At 52.8% G+C, this 16,975-nt stretch carries 9 protein-coding genes and 2 rRNA genes; 5 read left to right on the top strand and 6 right to left on the bottom strand.

Annotated elements, in window-relative coordinates; translation table 11 throughout:
* The 3 genes from AAX04_RS04415 to AAX04_RS04405 form a co-directional block, all read left to right on the top strand.
* Positions 1-386 (top strand): 16S ribosomal RNA (locus AAX04_RS04415); the annotation flags it as partial.
* Positions 387-447: 61 nt separating this feature from the next.
* Positions 448-4,571 (top strand): 23S ribosomal RNA (locus AAX04_RS04410).
* A 79-nt stretch (positions 4,572-4,650) separates the two neighbouring features.
* Positions 4,651-5,595 carry a DNA cytosine methyltransferase gene (locus AAX04_RS04405; RefSeq protein WP_066794572.1) on the top strand — a complete coding sequence of 315 codons (945 nt, stop codon included), beginning with the start codon at positions 4,651-4,653 and terminating at the stop codon, positions 5,593-5,595.
* Position 5,596: 1 nt separating this feature from the next.
* Here the strand turns inward: AAX04_RS04405 and AAX04_RS04400 are convergent, their stop codons facing one another.
* From AAX04_RS04400 to AAX04_RS04380, 5 genes are all read right to left on the bottom strand, one after another.
* Entirely contained in the window at positions 5,597-6,763 is a 1,167-nt protein-coding gene (locus tag AAX04_RS04400; RefSeq protein WP_084761198.1) for an FtsX-like permease family protein, read from the bottom strand.
* A gap of 106 nt (positions 6,764-6,869) precedes the next feature.
* Entirely contained in the window at positions 6,870-7,415 is a 546-nt protein-coding gene (locus AAX04_RS04395; RefSeq protein ID WP_066794569.1) for a hypothetical protein, read from the bottom strand.
* A 125-nt stretch (positions 7,416-7,540) separates the two neighbouring features.
* Entirely contained in the window at positions 7,541-8,944 is a 1,404-nt protein-coding gene (locus AAX04_RS04390) for an aldehyde dehydrogenase family protein (protein ID WP_066794566.1), read from the bottom strand.
* Between the two features lie 137 nt (positions 8,945-9,081).
* Positions 9,082-10,266 carry a mandelate racemase/muconate lactonizing enzyme family protein gene (locus tag AAX04_RS04385; protein WP_066794563.1) on the bottom strand — a complete coding sequence of 395 codons (1,185 nt, stop codon included), beginning with the start codon at positions 10,264-10,266 and terminating at the stop codon, positions 9,082-9,084.
* Between the two features lie 40 nt (positions 10,267-10,306).
* The gene (locus tag AAX04_RS04380) at positions 10,307-12,367 is read right to left on the bottom strand and encodes a GH116 family glycosyl hydrolase (protein WP_066794561.1); all 2,061 of its coding nucleotides are present in this window, start codon (positions 12,365-12,367) and stop codon (positions 10,307-10,309) included.
* A 176-nt stretch (positions 12,368-12,543) separates the two neighbouring features.
* On the opposite strand from AAX04_RS04380, the gene AAX04_RS04375 reads away from it, so the two are divergent.
* Positions 12,544-14,910, top strand: coding sequence for an ABC transporter substrate-binding protein (locus tag AAX04_RS04375; protein ID WP_066794558.1), 2,367 nt, complete (start codon positions 12,544-12,546; stop codon positions 14,908-14,910).
* Between the two features lie 99 nt (positions 14,911-15,009).
* Positions 15,010-15,831 (top strand): sugar phosphate isomerase/epimerase, encoded by an 822-nt coding sequence (locus AAX04_RS04370; RefSeq protein WP_066794555.1) that lies wholly within the window; start codon positions 15,010-15,012, stop codon positions 15,829-15,831.
* Here the strand turns inward: AAX04_RS04370 and AAX04_RS04365 are convergent.
* A complete protein-coding gene (locus AAX04_RS04365) occupies positions 15,828-16,961 on the bottom strand; it encodes a Gfo/Idh/MocA family protein (RefSeq protein WP_066794552.1) in 1,134 nt (377 codons plus the stop codon). The genes AAX04_RS04370 and AAX04_RS04365 overlap by 4 nt on opposite strands.
* Positions 16,962-16,975: the final 14 nt, after the last annotated feature.

Raw genomic sequence — 16,975 nt, 5'->3', positions numbered from 1 at the left:
TACGGCAGGTCAGTATGCCCCGAAACCCCGGGGCTGCACGCGAGCTGCAATGGCGGGGACAGCGGGTTCCGACCCCGAAAGGGGGAGGCAATCCCGTAAACCCCGCCCCAGTAGGAATCGAGGGCTGCAACTCGCCCTCGTGAACGTGGAATCCCTAGTAACCGCGTGTCACCAACGCGCGGTGAATACGTCCCTGCCCCTTAGGTGGGCCGCTGCGGCTATTAGCCGCGGAGCCCGCCGGGGAGGCACACACCGCCCGTCGCGCCACCCAAGGGGATCCTTAACGAGGCCCCCTGGGTTCACTGGGGGGTCGAGTTGGGGGTCCCCAAGGGGGGCGAAGTCGTAACAAGGTGGCCGTAGGGGAACCTGCGGCCGGATCACCTCCTTCAAGGGGTTGGGGTTCAATGGGGCTTCTTCCCTCAGCCACCAGGCTGGGGCGCTTACCCGCCACCCGTGCCACGAAGCCGCCCGGTGGATGGCTCGGCTCGGGCGCCGAGGAAGGGCGCGGCAAGCGGCGATATGCCCGGGGTAGCCGCAGGCAGGCGTTGATCCCGGGATCCCCGAATGGGGCTTCCCACCTGGGCCGAATAGGCTCAGGTACCCCGTAGGGGGTGGGAACGCGGGGAACGGAAACATCTTAGTACCCGCAGGAGGGGAAACCAAAAGGGATTCCCCGAGTAGGGGCGACCGAAAGGGGAGGAGCCCAAACCGAACCCCCATGGGTTAACCGTGGGGGGATGTGGTGTTTGGGCTTGGGTACCGCCGGGGTGGCCTAGCCGAAGTGGGCTGGAAAGCCCCACCGAAGAGGGTGATAGTCCCGTAGGCTAAAGGCCGCCTGGCGGAGTCCCAAGGTCCCGGAGTACCACGGCTTGGTTTTGCCGTGGGAATACGGGGGCCTCCAGCCCCTAAGGCTAAGTACGTCCCGAGTCCGATAGCGAACAAGTACCGTGAGGGAAAGTGCGGGTTCCCAGGACGCGCATGGCTTAGTTCATTCAGCGACCCGCGGTTCATTGGTTAATTGTCTTACCTTCACCTAAACCCCACCGGTGGGGTTGGGGGATTGCCTGTAATGGGCCTTGCCCAAATGCCCATTAAGCCGCGGGTCCAGGTGTTACGCAGTTTAATCATTGTGTTGCCTTACCTGGGGCCCGCACCCCTAGAGCTGAAAAGAACCCCGCAAGGGGTGTGAAAAGAGCCTGAAACCGGGCGGTTACAGGTGGGGTGGCCCTCAAGGATAACCCCACCCGAAGGAAACCGGGGCGACCCAGGAGTACGAGGGTGGGGTACGGGGTCACCCCTTACGTCCAGAAACACGAGCCAGGGAGTTCCCACCTGTGGCGAGCCTAAGGGGGTTAACCCCGGAGGCGTAGGGAAACCGAAGGCCCGCAGCCGGGTAACCGGTGAGGGGCTGGGTCTGTTAAGGGCCCGTAGTCACAGGTGGGAGACCAGAAACCGAGCGATCTAGCCCGGGGTAGGGTGAAGCGGGGCGAAAGCCCCGTGGAGGCCCGCTAGGGGTTCTGACGTGCAAATCGTTCCCGTGACCCCGGGCTAGGGGCAAAAGACCAATCAAGCTCGGTGATAGCTGGTTCCCCCCGAAGCAGCTCTCAGGCTGGCCTCCCCAAAGGGTGCCCACGGGGTAGAGCACTGATCCGGGATGCAGGGGCCGAAAGGCTCCGGTCCCGGGTCAAACTCCGAACCCGCGGGCCCCGTAGAAGGGGGGAGACGGGTTCCCCAGGGGTAAGCTTGGGGGCCGAGAGGGAAACAACCCAGACCGGGGTTAAGGCCCCAAAGTGCGGGCTAAGTGTCAATCTAGAAGGGTGTCCCCCACCGAAGACGGCGGGACCGTAGGCCCAGCAGCAGCCATCGGCTAAGCAACGCGTAACAGCGGACCCGCTGAGGTGGGGGGCCCCGAAGACGCACAGGGACTCAAGCCCGCCGCCGAGACCCCGGCCCACGGGCCATTGGCCCGCGTGGGGTAGGGGGGCGTCGCCGTGGGGCAGAAGCCGGGCCGTGAGGTCCGGTGGACCCGCGGTGAATGAGGATCCTGGCGGTAGTAGCAGCGAAGAGGGGTGGGATACCCCTCCGCCGGAAAGGCTAAGGGTTCCATGGTAATGATCATCAGCCATGGGTTAGCCGGTCCTAAGGCGGGGCCTAACTGGCACCCGCCGAAAGGGAAACGGGTTAACATTCCCGTGCCGTGGGGGTAGGTTTGCGGCAACGCAGGCCCCACCCCCGACGCCTCGGGATAGGGTGAGTGGGGCTGCCGCCCCATTTAACCGTCGAAGGCCGGGGAGTGCCGTCATGGCGAGAACCGGCTGAAGACGGTAATAGCCGGGCCTTGAGCTCGGTTCACCCGACTCCCGGGGCCCATGAAAAGGGGGTGAGGAACGAGCCCCCACGACCGTACCGAGAACCGACACAGGTCGCCTGGGTGAGAAGCCCAAGGCGGCTCGGGTCACGCCAGGCTAGGGAACTCGGCAAATTAGCCCTGTAACCTCGGGATAAAGGGTGCCCGCGGCCCTGGGTAAACCCCGGAGCCGTGGGTCGCAGTGGCAAGGGGGACCTGACTGTTTAACAAAAACATAGGTCCCCGCAAGCCCGCAAGGGTTTGTACGGGGGCTGAATCCTGGCCACTGGCGGTACGTGAAACCCGGGTTCAACCGGGCTAAGCGCCGCTGAAGGCCGGGGGTAAACTCGGCCATCCGCAGGCCGTAAGGTTTTTTTAACCTGTCCCGCATAGATCAGTAAAGCAAATCATGAACTTGATAGGCACGGAACATCCCTCTAAAAAAGAGAAGTTCACCTCCCTCATTTCCTAACCCTCATCTTTACCCCCAACGGCCTGCGGAGGCCGGGGCCCAGCTCTGACCCTCTTAACGGGGTGTTTTCCCGCACGTGTTTAAATGTACATGGGCGTTAGAGTTAAATACTAAGGTTGTGTTTGTCCTTCTCCATGGAGTCGGGTTGCGTGGGTGGCGATATTGCCATAGGGTATGTTGTTGGCTTTATTGATGCGGAGGCCAGTTTCTCGGTGTCGATAAAGTATCAGCGGGGATATGGTCTGAGGCTAGATCCTGTCTTCAGCATTTCGCAATTAAACAGGGAGCCGCTTGAAATAATACACGGCGTAATTAATGCAGGGAGGATAATCAAGAAACCGGGACAGAAACATCTATACCTCTATATTGTTGACAATATCAAAGAATTAACAGAATGCCTAATACCATTTTTAGATAGATACCGGCATCTCTTGCACTCAAAAGGTAAGGCTTATAGTCTATTTAGGGAAATCGTGATCTCGCTGTCTAAAGGGGTGCATAGAGAAAGGGAGGGGATGCGGAGGCTCGTGGTACTGGCATACGAACTTTCACATGTAAACCCCAAGTCACATAGGAAAAGACCAATTGAAGAAGTGTTGAAACTTCTTGATTACGACTCAGTTCTTAGCTCCTAATCTTTATCCCTCTTTTTGCGGGGACCCCCGGGAGGAAGGTAGCCAAATGCCTTGCCGGGTATGGGCGACCGCGTGGGGTTCCACGTGGTCGTCCTCCGAGAGTTCCGGCGTGCATGAATGGATCAACGAGGTCCCCACTGTCCCAGCCTGGCGCCCGGCGAACCCACCTCCAGGTGCAGAGTCCTGGGACCCCCGACGGGGCGAGAAGACCCTGTGGACCTTTACTGCAGCCCGCTGTTGGGGTGGGGGAGGGGGTGCATAGTGTAGGTGGGAGCGATGAACCACGGTCTCTGGGCCGTGGGGATGCGTCAATGAAACACCACCCATTCCCTCCTCTGCCCCTAACCCTGGGGCCACCCCTGGGGGACAGCGGCGGGTTGGCAGTTTGGCTGGGGCGGCACACCCCTGAAAAGATATCAGGGGTGCCCAAAGCTCCGCTCAGGTCGGTCAGAAACCGACCGTGGAGGGTAAGGCCAAATGCGGGGCTGACTGCCCCCTTGAACGCTAGGGGGGCAGGCGGGAAACCGGGGCCTAGCGAACGCTCGTGCCCCCACTGGAGGGGGCCGGGCATGTCGGAAAAGGTACCCCAGGAGTAACCGGCTCGTCGCGGGTGAGAGTTCCCATCGACCCCGCGGTTTGGTACCCAGACGTCGTCTCTTCCCATCCTGGCGGTGCAGCAGCCGCCAAGGGTGGGGCTGCCCGCCCATTAAAGGGGAACGTGAGATGGGTTCAGACCGTCGTGAGACAGAGGGGGATGGCCAGGTATCGAAACCTGACCTCCCCCTCCTCAAGAGGTCGGTCTCTACCTGTCGGGGGTGCTGGCCGCCTGCGGGGAAGGTGCCCTCAGTACGAGAGGAACGGGGCGCCGCGGCCTCTAGTCTACCGGTTGTCCGGCAGGGCAGTGCCGGGCAGCCACGCCGCTTGGGGTAACCGCTGAAGGCATCTAAGCGGGAAACCCGCCCCTAAAATAGGCGGCCGCTGCTCCTGGCCGGGGTTACCCGGCTGGGGGTGGTTAGGGCTCCCGTAGAAGACGGGGTTGATGGGGTGGGGGTGTATCCCCCGAGGGTTTCCCCGAGGGGGGAGCCTGCCACTCCCAATCGCCCGAAGGTGCGGGTGGTGGGCGCAAACCCAGCCTGGTGGTGTCCTGGTGGCTTGGGTGGTTAGGTTTATGAATAGGCCCTTAAGTGGCCTCAACCGTGGGCTTCACGGTGGTTGACCTTTTCTCGGGGGCTGGTGGCTTCTCGGTTGGGTTTAGGGATGCGGGCTTTGAGGTTGTGGCTGGTCTCGATGTGGATCTTGATGCGGTTAGGACGTTCAGCCTAAACTTCCCCAAGGCGGTGGTTATACGGAGTGACGCTAGGCTTATCAACGGCTCCGACATTGTGAAGTACGTTGGGGATGTGGACGTCGTGATTGGTGGACCACCCTGCGAGGCCTACACTGGGGCTAACCCAAGGAGGCTTGGCGAGCCGCTGGATAGGCTCTACACGGATGAGCTTGGTCAATTAACCCTGGAGTTCATTAGGCTTGTGGGTGAGCTTAAGCCGAGGGTCTTCGTGATGGAGAACGTGGCGGCTATAATGGAGGGTGGGCTCAGGGAGGCATTGGTGGGCGAGTTTAGGAGGGTTGGCTATGGTGAGGTCTACTTCAACGTACTTCATGCGGAGGATTACCTGGTGCCAAGCGTAAGAAGGAGGGTCTTCATATCCAACATTAAGATCAAGCCCCGTAAGGCCGGTAGGGTAGTTACCGTGGCCGAGGCCTTGAGTGGGTTACCTGAACCAACACCCCAAATCCCAAACCATGAACCAGTCCCAGTGTCCCCGAGGAAGGTTAGGGGGATTAGTAGGGTTGCGTGGGGGCAGGCCCTATACACCTACAGGGGTTCTGGGGGAGTCTACAGGAACTTCATTAAGCTGCACCCCAATAAACCAGCCCCAACAGTCATGGGTAGCGTGAGGTTCATACACCCATACGAGGATAGGTTGCTGACTGTTAGGGAGCAGGCCAGGTTAATGGGGTTCCCGGACAACCACGTGTTCCTGGGCAGTAGGGACTCGCAGTTTAACCAGGTTGGTGAGGCTGTACCTCCACCGTTGGCTAGGGCAATAGCCGAGGTGGTTAAGGGAGCCTTAACCTAGCCTACTCGGTCCTAATGACCTCAGCCGGCCTAATCCTAACAATACTCATCAGCGGCGGCACAGAGGCCACCACCCCAGTCCCCAGTGCCGTGGCTAGGCCTAGGGCGAAGAACTGGGGCATTGGCCTAATGATTATGTTGATGCTGTACCCTAGGTAATTAATCAACTTAACCATTAGTATTGAGCCGTAGTAACCCCCAATAAGCCCAATTAAGCCACCTATCAGTGAGACGGCTATGACCTGGGTTATGAATATGAGCATCACCTGGCCGTTGGAGGCCCCTATGGCCTTCATTATCCCTATCTCCCTCCTCCTCTCCCTAATGTTTATCAACACCATTATGGCCACTATTAGGCCCGCTATAACCACGCTGAGCACTATGACTATTAGGAAGAAGACGTTGATCAGGTTAACGATTTCATTAACGCTCCCTATTATGGACTGCTGCTCGTAGACCTGGGCCTCGGGGATCAACTGCTTCATGGCCGTGTTCAACCTGCCTATGATGGCTGCATTATCGCCGACAACCTTGATGAATATCACGTTCACGAAGTCCCCAGTGTTCAACTGGGATTGGAGGTAGCCTAGGGGGGCCACGACCATGTAGACTTGGAAGCCAAGCAACCCACCGAATATACTGGTGAAGATCCCCGAAACCCTGAGCTTAAGCACACTGTAGGTCCCGGTCAAGCCCTGTGGAACGTAGACGTATATGTAACTACCCACGGTGGCGTTTAGTGCCTGGGCCAACTGCTGAGATATTATACAGTCATCACTGCCAATGGGTAGTGAGCCCTGGGTTAACTGGGGGTAGAAGTAGCTGAATGAGTCTGTGGATAAGCCAATGAGGGTTATCTGGTGTCCACCGGCTATTGCGCCGGTGAGTATTGCCGGGGCAGCGTACTCCACGTACCTTAACCCATTGATCATGTTGACCAACTGCTCAGGTATTATGGCTGATGAGGTGTAGACCATTAGGTCGGCGGGCAGTATCGACTTAACCTCAAGCTCCACCGTGTACTTAACGCCGTAGGTAACGGTCTCTAGGGCGACTAGGAGCGCCACTGCTGTGGCTATGGCAATAATGGTCATTATGGTCATCGCCTTCCTGGTCACCAACCCCCTCAACCCAATCCTAACAGCCATCATTAAGGCCCTGGTGTTCACAGGTTGGTGAAGTGGCTAATGCTTAAAACCCTTTACCAGGATTACAATCAGCGTGTTGAATGCACCCTTTACTGACCACTGATGAATACGCCAACGCCTGAATGCGTTAAGTGGCTAACCTGGGCGTTTGCCTAATGGGTGGACTTGGCCTAGGGCTGCGGATAACCCTGGCTATGCTAATGGTCTTTAACAGGACCCCAACCACCGCAGGCCATGGAATTCTCATTATGGCTAATGGCAGTGAGAGTATGAATAAGCTTATGCCCACCAGGAACATCAACGCGTTACCCCTCCCCGTTATTGCCTTAAAGTCATTGTAAAGTATGAAGCCAGCCACTAATTCGAAGGAATACCCAGCAATTAGAAGTACACCCATGGCAACCCACCGGTGCATAACCCCGGCCACAATGAACATTAGGGTTAAGGCCAGTGAGTAGGGCGTGTACCTGTGTATATAGCTGGAGGAGTTTAGCCTAGCACTACTAAGCATCCTGTACACAGCCACCCCAAGCACCCACAACACCACCAGCAATAGGATGAGCGGAAACTGGAATAGCGAACTAAGTGGAACGATGGCTATCAAAACCAATACAGCCATTATCATTAGGCCTGCGGTTAGGCTAGTAGCCATAGCCACCTTAAACCTGTCCATAGCTACCGTTGCCTAGACCCATATTTAAAGTAAGCTCGCTGGTGATGCCGTAAAGGGCATTAATAAGCTCTAGGTGTTCTAATCGTGCCCTTGGGTTCCATGACCACCGCCTCCGGAGAGGTGGTTTAAAGGGTATAGGTTATAACCTTGACCTCACTCATCTCCATCATGGTGTCCTTAACGCTCTCACGACCTATCCCAGACTTCTTAAAGCCCCCGAAGGGCAGGTTATCAAACCTTAACCTAGTGGTATCGTTAATAAATACGGTGCCAGCCTTAATCCTGGAGGCCAGCCTGTAGGCCCTTGAGAAGTCCCTTGTGAATACTGAAGCATCCAGCCCATACTCAGTCCTATTAGCCACCTCCACGGCCTCATCATCACTCTTAACCTTGGCCACGGGTAGGACTGGGCCGAAGACCTCCTCAACCCAAACCCTAGCATCGTAGGGTGCCTCAAGTATGGTTGGTGGGTAGTAGAAGCCCCTATCGGGGACCTTACCAGCCCTGTAGATTACCCTCCCACCCCTGCTCAATGCGTCATTAACGAAGGACTCCATTGTCTCCACGGCATCCCTACTGATCAAGGGCCCTACGTCAGTGTCCTCGCTAAGTGGGTCCCCTATCTTAAGCCTTGCAACGCTCTCGGTGAGCCTCCTAACGAATTCATCGTAAACCTCCTCCCTAACTATAACCCTCTTGGTGGCGTTGCAGAATTGACCAGCATAGTCAAACCTACCCACCGTGGCTGCCTGCACAGCCCTATTCAAGTCGGCATCCTCCAGTATTATCATTGCGTCACTGCCCCCAAGCTCCATTATAACTCTCTTACCGTTCAGTATAGCCCTACTGGCCAGCTCAAGCCCAACCTTGGATGAGCCTGTGAAGGTTATTAGGGATACCTTAGGGTTGTTCACGAACTCGTCCCCTATCATGGATGAGTCACCGGTCACCACCACTATTGAGCCCTCAGGGAACCCGGCTTCAATTATCAGCTTGGCTATCTCACCTTCGGTTAGGGGTGAGTATCTGCTCGGCTTAAGGATTACGGTGTTGCCCATTGCCAGTGCTGGGGCTACCTTGTGTGCCATGCTGTCAGGCGGGAAGTTGAACGGTGTTATCGCCCCAACAACACCAATGGGCTCCCTCCTAACGATGGCTATCCTCCTCTCATTACCAGGTGGGTAATCGTAGGCCTCAAGGGGCACGAATTCGCCAGTTAACACGTGGGGTAGTTCCTGGGCGGCTAATTCGTAAATCCTGGCAGTCCTCTCTATTATTAGCCTAGTGCTTTTAATAGGCCTACCAATCTCCCTAGTCAGTAGCCTAGCCAACTCCTCCCTGCGGCCCCTAATCAATTGCGCAACCCTCATCAGTAACCTAGCCCTCTCGTAGGCCGGTATTGATTGAAGCCTGGGCAAGGCATCATAAGCCTTATCCACGGCATCCCTAACCTCGTTAATGCTCATGTCAGGTACATATGCGAGAACCTCCCCTGTGGCTGGTTCGTAAACGGGGATTTGGCGTTGCATAATAAAGGTAGGGGTTAAGGGTTTATATTACTTAATTAATGCAGGATAGTATACAATTAGAATGCCCTGGGCGGGTGTTTTGGGATTACTTCTTGTTAGACACCATGGTGTATTGCCTAGCGGAGTCATGTTACACTTTATCCACTAACAGTCCCCCTCACGGCCCATGATAATGCGCCCTCAACCTTAACCTCAGCTTCATTTACCTTAAGCTCCTCAATCAGCTTCTCATTAACATCAACCCCAAGGCCTGGCTTACCCGGAACCTTAACGTACCCATTCACAATGGGCATTGAGTCATATATAAGGTCCCTCTTCCACTGTGGCCAGTGGTCGTAGAATGATTCCTGGAGGGCGAAGTTGGGTATGGCTGCGTCAAGTTGAATGGTGGCGGCGTGTAGTATTGGCCCATTGGCGTTGTGGAAGGCCATGGGGACGCTGAAGGCCTCGGCAATGGCGGCTGCCTTCCTGGCCTCGGTTAACCCACCGAAACGGCCTATGTCAGTTTGGAGGTAGTCGACTAGGCCATGCTTCAGGTACTGGATTAGGCTACCCTTATTGATAATCCTCTCCCCTAGGGCAACTCTAACCCTAGTGCCCTGCCTAAACCTAACCAAGCCCTCAATATCCTCTGGGTGAACGGGCTCCTCCATGAACAGCGGGTTGAACCTCTCCAGGGCTTGCGCAGCCCTAATAGCCGACTCAGCGTTGAACCTACCATGGGTCTCTATGAGTATGTCCACGGGGTCGCCCACAGCCTCCCTAACAGCCCTAACCCTCTCCACAGCCTCACTAATGCCCCTGGCGTCTATTGTATCGAAGTATTGGCCAAATGGGTCGAATTTGAGGGCTGTGTAACCTCTCTCAACAAGCCCCCTGGCCTTTTCAGCAAATTCCTCAGGTCTCTGGGCACCCTCATACCACCCATTAGCGTAAACCCTAACCCTATCCCTAGTTAATCCACCCAGCAGTCTATGGATTGGTTCACCCAGTTCCCTACCTATTATGTCCCAGGAGGCTATGTCGAAGGCGCTGTAGGCTGCCGTGGACTCTATGGATATGGGCATGTTGAAGTCTTGCCTATACCACTCAAGCCTATTACCCTCAACGTTAAACACATCCCTACCCCTCATCACTGAGGATAGTACTTTAACCATCTTAGCCACCGAGTTAACCCTAATTGAACTGAGGGTCTCACCCCAACCAACCCTACCATCCTTAGTTGTCACCTTAACAAGCAGAACATATGAGGCCCAGGGTGCCGAACCTTCCTCGCCGGGCCTGTGAAGTATATGCGGCTCAACCTCGAGGATCGTGGACATGGAAAGTATACTGAGTGGTATTTTTAAGCATTCAACCACCTCAACCCCTCAGCCTACTCAATGCATACTTGTACGTGAAGCTCCACAGTGCTGCACTGCCTATGTAATGGTCCAGGAACCTCCTGGGCTCAGGTTCACCAGTCCTCCCATCTATCCTCGATGGTTGGTTCCACACAAGCCCCCTCTTAACGATATTATCCCACTCCTTCCTAACAACCTCCATCCAACCATCCACACCAAGCTCCTTGGCAACGGCCATCATTGCGAAGACTAGCCTAGGCCAGGATGACGACGTCTGGGGACTGTAGTCAACTATCCCCCTATCCTCATCAACTAAGTTAGGTGTGGTGTAGGGTGATGCACCACCGTTAACCCTGATGATTGTCTTAAGGGCTGCCTTAACCTTATCCTCATCAGTGACGTGGCCTAGTTCGAGCATTAGGCTCCACCACTCACCAAAGACCTGCCCAAGGAATGATGCCTTGCCGAAGTCGGGTTCCTGCCAGGCCTTAAACCTATCCCCAATCCAAAGCCCACTGTAGGTCCTCCTAGCCTTACCCAAGGTCTCCTCGGCAATCTTAACCATCCTCTCATCATTCATTAACTTAGCTAGCTCACCCATAGCCATTAACGCAGCTATCCACAGGCTGGTTGTGTAACTATCAACACCCTTAACAGACATGGCGTCGAAACCAGTATCCCCATCACCGCTTAACTCCGGTACTCCATCGCCGTCCTTGTCTTGTTTAAGCTCCCACTCCATTGCCTTAACAAGCTTTGGGTATATTTCCTTAATCAGCTCGATGTCGCCAGTCCTCTTGTAGTACCTGTAGGCTAGCAGTATGAAGGTTGGGTTAAGGTCCTTCCAGGGAGGTGGGGCGGTGGTGCCGTCCTCCACGTGGTCGATTGAGTGTATGCCTAGGCTATGTGGAACGTAGCCATCTGGCCTAATGGCGTTTGCATAAAGCCTGAGGAACGACCTCTCAAGCTCGGGGAAGAGTAGGACGATGGGTAGTGAACCAGCCTCATAGCATAGGGCTGCCAATGTGCCTTGGCATGGGCACACCTCAGGTGCCTCATAGATTGTGAATCTACCATCCTTGGTTAGCCACGTGCTTGTTGAGAGGATGTACGTGCTGTTTATTACTGCGTCCCTAAGCCAATCAGGCAGTGATGGGTCAATTAACCTCTCCTGCCAATCAAGGGTGCTGGACCTAAGCCTACCGTACTCGTCCAGAATGTACCTGGTGACCTCAAGGGAATCCCTGAAGAAATTCTCGTAGTAGTGGTCGTAGTTGTACAGGAACCACCTGCTGTTGAAGAACCAGGAAACCGCAAACCTAGCCTCACCACCACTGGGCACCTCCACGGCCACTAGGCCCGCTGGGTCATCCCAAAGTCCACTTGCCTCATGGGGCTCCTCACCACTGGGCACCTTACCAGAGTCGATACTGACCCAGGGCTCGGGGTTCTCAAAGGTTCCCTTCCAGGTCTTAGCCTTAAGCGCGTACTCAGGCTTAGCATTAATGTTGTATTGGACCACGGTGAACCTGCTTCCATCAGCCAGCAGAGTCATGTTACCCCTAGCTGGGTCAGTCTCAACAGCCTTATTATTCAGGAACATGATACCATTGCCAACACTCCTATTAACCCTACCAATCATGTTATTGCCAACAACATTGGGCATTGAAACGGCCACTAGGGCATTGGCACTCTTGACTCTTATCGCCAGTGCAAAGGCTGGTAGTGTTGAGTCTTTTAGGTTTCCTGGTATTATTGGTGTGAATGCCTCCACCTCAACCTCGATGTTTCCTTTTCTTGCCCTTAGCCATGCGAATGGCCAACGACCCTCGAAGACTAGGTCAATAACCCTACCACCCATACCAAGCACGTTAACTTTCCTCTGCACGAAGAATCCCCTTTCACCATTAGGCTTGATGAATATATGGAAACCTCTAAGTTCACCAATAGGGTAAGCCCAGTTATTGGCAAACCTAGCGTTAACCAACCTACCCAGGTTATCAAGCTCAACACCACCAGCACCAACACCACCAAGAGGCAAACCACCAAGCAAAACATCCCCACAAGTATACGAAACCATAATCAGCAATACATAAGCCGGTTTAAAAACATTACCTCAATCAGTTAGGCGAAGAGAAGTATTAATTTAGTAGTGTAGATTCAACATTAATTAACTAGGAGTAACTAAGGAAATATTGATATGTGTAGAATGATTAATGCAATAAAGTTTATAAACCAGAAGGATGAGTGTAGAGTATGTCTCTGGGTATACGGAAACTAGTACTGGTATCAATAACAATCATCGCAGTGGTCATGGCAGTAATGACCAGCATAGCATACGCGCAAGCTAATGCATTAGATCCAACCTTTGAGACTGCGTACTTTAGCTGGTTTTGGAATCCAGCAGCTAGAATGTGGAATCCATATACACCACAGAACTACGTAGGATGGCCAATCTTCACCTACATGCCTCTTGCCGATTATAGTGATCCCACTAGTCAGTGGTGGCCTGTTTTGGCTGAGAATTGGACTATTTTTCCAGATAACCACACGGTCATCATTTACCTTAGGCGTGGTTTGTATTGGTTTAATGGTTCGGCTACGATACCCTTCACCGCCTGGGATGTTTACGCCGAGTTCTACATTGGTGTTAAGGCCTTCAGATGGTTCTACCCATACCTAACACCACAAAACGCAGACAAAGACATCATAGTCATCAACAACTACACAATATCAATACACTTCGACTACTGGTCACCAACAGCGTGGTACTGGATTCTAGTTCAAACAATAAGTACACCATGGCCTGTGTGGAGAGGTATTGTTGAGGTACTTAAGTCTATGAACGCCTCACAGGCACTTAGATTTGGTCAGGTTAACATTACAGAGTTTAATCCGCCTTACTGGGGTTTAAGCCCATACTACCTAGTGTCGATAGGGCCGACCTATGCCACACTAAAACTAGTACCACCTAATTTATTAAGTGAATGGGATGAGATATTGCCATTCCATACCTGGCAGTACTACCCTGAGGTTGTCCTCTGGAATAACCCTGGGCCCTCCAATGTATACGCAGCAATATTAAAGGGGGAGTCTGTTTACATAGAGTGGATAGCATTTAGCTTGCCTAAGTACATACAGGGCATAAATAGTACCCCTGGTTTTGGCTGGTTTGCCATACCTGACTTATCAATCTTCGGGATCTCCATACCAGATTATTACCCATTCAATATTCCCCAAGTTAGGCAAGCCTTCCTCTACATCATAAATAGGTCTGAGGCTGCGGCGGCATGGGGCCCGCCATGGCTTACGTATCCCGTTTGGATTAATGTCCCGGCCCCAGCTCCTAACGTTGCCCCTGGTTTGTACTTGACCTTCCCTGAGAGTATTAGGAGCATTGTGATTAATTACACCGTTAACTGGACTTACGCCGCCCAGTTGCTTGAATCAGCTGGCTTGCATTACAAAAACGGTCAATGGTACCTACCAAACGGAACACCATTAACATTAACACTGTATGCATCATCCAACATGGTTAATTGGATTACGCAGGCGCAGATTGCCGCATTAAGGTTAAGTGAATTTGGCATACCAACTAAGATAACAACACTTGAGACAGGTACATATTCAACTCAAGTATCCAGCTGCCAATTACCAGCAGTGGTAGATTGGTTCTTTGCTGGTTCAAATAAGGGAGGCTATAATTCACTATGGGTCTCCTATGACGTGGAATTCACAATGACACACCCAGCGGCGTATACTGTTTACTGCAATGCGCCAGGCCAGGTAACGCCATTCGCGTACCCCGTGGTACAGGATAATCACATAGTCGGTTGGTACTGTAAGCCGTATACTACTGATTTACCGGTACCAAACAGTACCATTATTTGGTGTGTGAACTCAACATTCGGCTACATCAACTTAACCAACTGGTATAATGCGATGAGGACGGCAATACCTGGAAGTAGGGAGTATGAAGAATTAATAAAGATATTGTTCTCATGGTACGAATACTATGTTCCTGGTGTTGAAATATCTGTGGCGTCAATAACCGCGGCATACCCTAAGAGTGTTGTGGATGCGGATTGGATAAAGGCATGCTTACCTTACACAAATCCTAAGTATACTGAAGTTGCGTACAATCTAATGCATCAATGGGCTCAATTAGGAATAATGGCAGAATTGAATAATATACTTGTTTTAGGTGGCTTCGCACCTCAGGGTGTTGTTCCTCCTTTGGCTGAGGCTATTATTAATGGTAGTCTTTGGACTAGGTATCCTCAGTATGCTGCTTTCATTGGTTTGCCTAGTCCTGATCCTGAGTTGCAGGCTTGTGTTGCCTCATACTTCCACACAACATACACACCAGTAACAACATCAACAACCACCACTACGACAACGACTACAACCACCACAACAACGACGACTACTGCTGTTAGCACTGTTACATCAACGGCAACAGTAACAAGCACAGTAACCACAATGGCAGTCTCAACCACGACAGCAGTAACAACAGTAACCGTAACAAAACCAGTAATATCAACAGCATTAGTGATTGGAATAGTAGTCATAGTCATCGTAATAGCAGCAGTAGCAGCAATAATCGTAATGAGAAGGAGGTGATTTGTTTAGGCATTGGCTTTAATTAAAATTTTAAACTCCTTGTTTCTTTTTAATTCTTAACCCGTAATTGTTAAAAAATCCGATTACTGGAGGCTTAATGTGCGTTTGGGTATTCAGGTTGGTGCTAGTCTTGTTAGGGGTGGTTACTTGAGTTTGGGTGAGGCTCTTGCGCTACTTCACTCAACCCCGTTTAGGGGTGTTGAGGTTAATCAAGCCCACTTAACGGCCTTTGGTGATGTTGAGGGTTTTGCACGTAGGTTAAGCATGTTTAGTTTGAGCCTGGCTGGTGTTTACTGGGGAGCTAAGTTTCACCTTAGGGAGGAGCATGAGTTCCTGTTAAGGGACTTTGAGACTATTAGGAGTAGGGTTGTTAGGTTAAATGCGAGGAGCATTGTAATTGGTCCTCCACCTAGGTTTAGGTTGTTTGATGGGGATAAGGAGAGGTATATTGGGGCTATGGCTGAGTTGATTAACATTATGGTTGAGAAGAGTGGTGATGTTGAGCTTGGCCTGCATAACCACTGGGGTACCATCATCCAAAATGAGGATGAAATCAACCTACTCATGAAGCTGACGGAACCAAGGTTTAAACTTTACCCAGACATCGGCCACCTATCAGTGGCCGGTATCAACGTGTATGATTTCATTGAGAGGTGGGGTGGTAGGATTGGTTACATTCACCTTAAGGATGACTCAAGCCCGCTTAAGCCAGCCAACGACTGGGGTGAGGTGGCTGGGAGGTTTAAGGTCCCCGGTAAGGGTAGTTTAGACATTAGGAGGATTCTAACCACCCTTAGGGGTCGTGGCTTCAATGGTTGGGTTGTGATTGAGTATGAGGACCCCAATTCAGACCCAATAATGGACCTTAGGTTCTTCATTAAGTACTATGAGTCAAACCTCAGGGATTTGTTTGAATCCTAGTCAGTTACGCTAACCCACGTACCCCTCTCCGAGGATTCGGCTATAGCCTCAATAATCCTCATAACCCTTAACCCATCCCTGAAGTTGGCTGCCTCAGGTGCAACGTCCTTACCCTCGGCAAGCCTGGTTAGGAAGTGGTAGACCTCGTGGGTGAAGGTGTGTTCCCAACCAAGCACGTGGCCAGGTGGCCACCAGAACCTTAAGTATGGGTGTGTCCTTTGGGTCACCAGGATCCTCCTAAAGCCACTTAACTCACCGTCCTTGGCTAGGTGAACCTCGAGTTCATTAATCCTCTCCAGGTCAAACCTAATGGAGCCCTCACTGCCGTTAACCTCAATTATGAGTGAGTTGTAGTGCCCAGTGGCCAACTTTGAGGCTTCAATGAGCCCAAATGCCCCATTCTCAAACCTCAGTATTGCGGTGAAGCCCTCATCAACGTTAACCTCCTCCCTAACCCCAGTGGCCTGGTTAACCCTAAATCTGTTGAAGGTGTATAGTGTACCGTTGACGCTAATAACCTCACCAATCAGGTACCTGGCCAAGTCAATCACGTGGCTTCCTAGGTCCGCTATGGTGCCGTATCCAGCGTACTCCCTCCTAAGCCTCCACGTCATGGGGGCCTCCGGGTTTGCTAGGCTCTGCTGTAGGTAAAGGGCCCTGAAGTGGTAGATCCTACCCAATGAACCACTGCCTATCAACTGCCTAGCCAGCACTATGGCTGGTACGAACCTGTAATTGTGTGCAACCATGTTTATTACACCAGTCCTCTCAGCCACCCTAACCATCTCGTAAGCCTCCCTTGAGTTCATCGCCATGGGCTTCTCAACGATCACATGCTTACCAGCCTCCATAGCCTCAATAGTTGGCTCAGCGTGCATGTAATTCGGGGTTACGTTGTCGATTATGTCTATGCCCGGGTCCTTAATCATCAACCTGTAGTCCGTGTAATACCTCTCAAACCCAAACCTGGCTGCAAACCCCCTTAACGCATCCTCACTCCTACCTGCAACAGCCTTAAGCACCGGGGTTAGTGGGCTATCCGTGAACAGGGTGATGTTTCTCCAGGCTAGGCTATGGGCCCTACCCATGAAACCGTGCCCAATTAAACCAACCCCAACAAATCTACCCATTAAACGCCCACCAT

The organism is Caldivirga sp. MU80 (assembly GCF_001663375.1).
Taxonomy (GTDB): Archaea; Thermoproteota; Thermoprotei; order Thermoproteales; family Thermocladiaceae; genus Caldivirga.
Note: the sequence above shows the minus strand (reverse complement) of the source record. Positions and strands in the feature narration are given on the sequence as shown.

What these genes read in the sequence shown, in the direction of transcription:
- AAX04_RS04395 (WP_066794569.1), bottom strand. Translation starts at nt 7,415, where the DNA reads ATGGACAGGTTTAAGGTGGCTATGGCTACTAGCCTAACCGCAGGCCTA.
- AAX04_RS04390 (WP_066794566.1), bottom strand. Translation starts at nt 8,944, where the DNA reads ATGCAACGCCAAATCCCCGTTTACGAACCAGCCACAGGGGAGGTTCTC.
- AAX04_RS04385 (WP_066794563.1), bottom strand. Translation starts at nt 10,266, where the DNA reads ATGTCCACGATCCTCGAGGTTGAGCCGCATATACTTCACAGGCCCGGC.
- AAX04_RS04380 (WP_066794561.1), bottom strand. Translation starts at nt 12,367, where the DNA reads ATGGTTTCGTATACTTGTGGGGATGTTTTGCTTGGTGGTTTGCCTCTT.
- AAX04_RS04375 (WP_066794558.1), top strand. Translation starts at nt 12,544, where the DNA reads ATGTCTCTGGGTATACGGAAACTAGTACTGGTATCAATAACAATCATC.
- AAX04_RS04365 (WP_066794552.1), bottom strand. Translation starts at nt 16,961, where the DNA reads ATGGGTAGATTTGTTGGGGTTGGTTTAATTGGGCACGGTTTCATGGGT.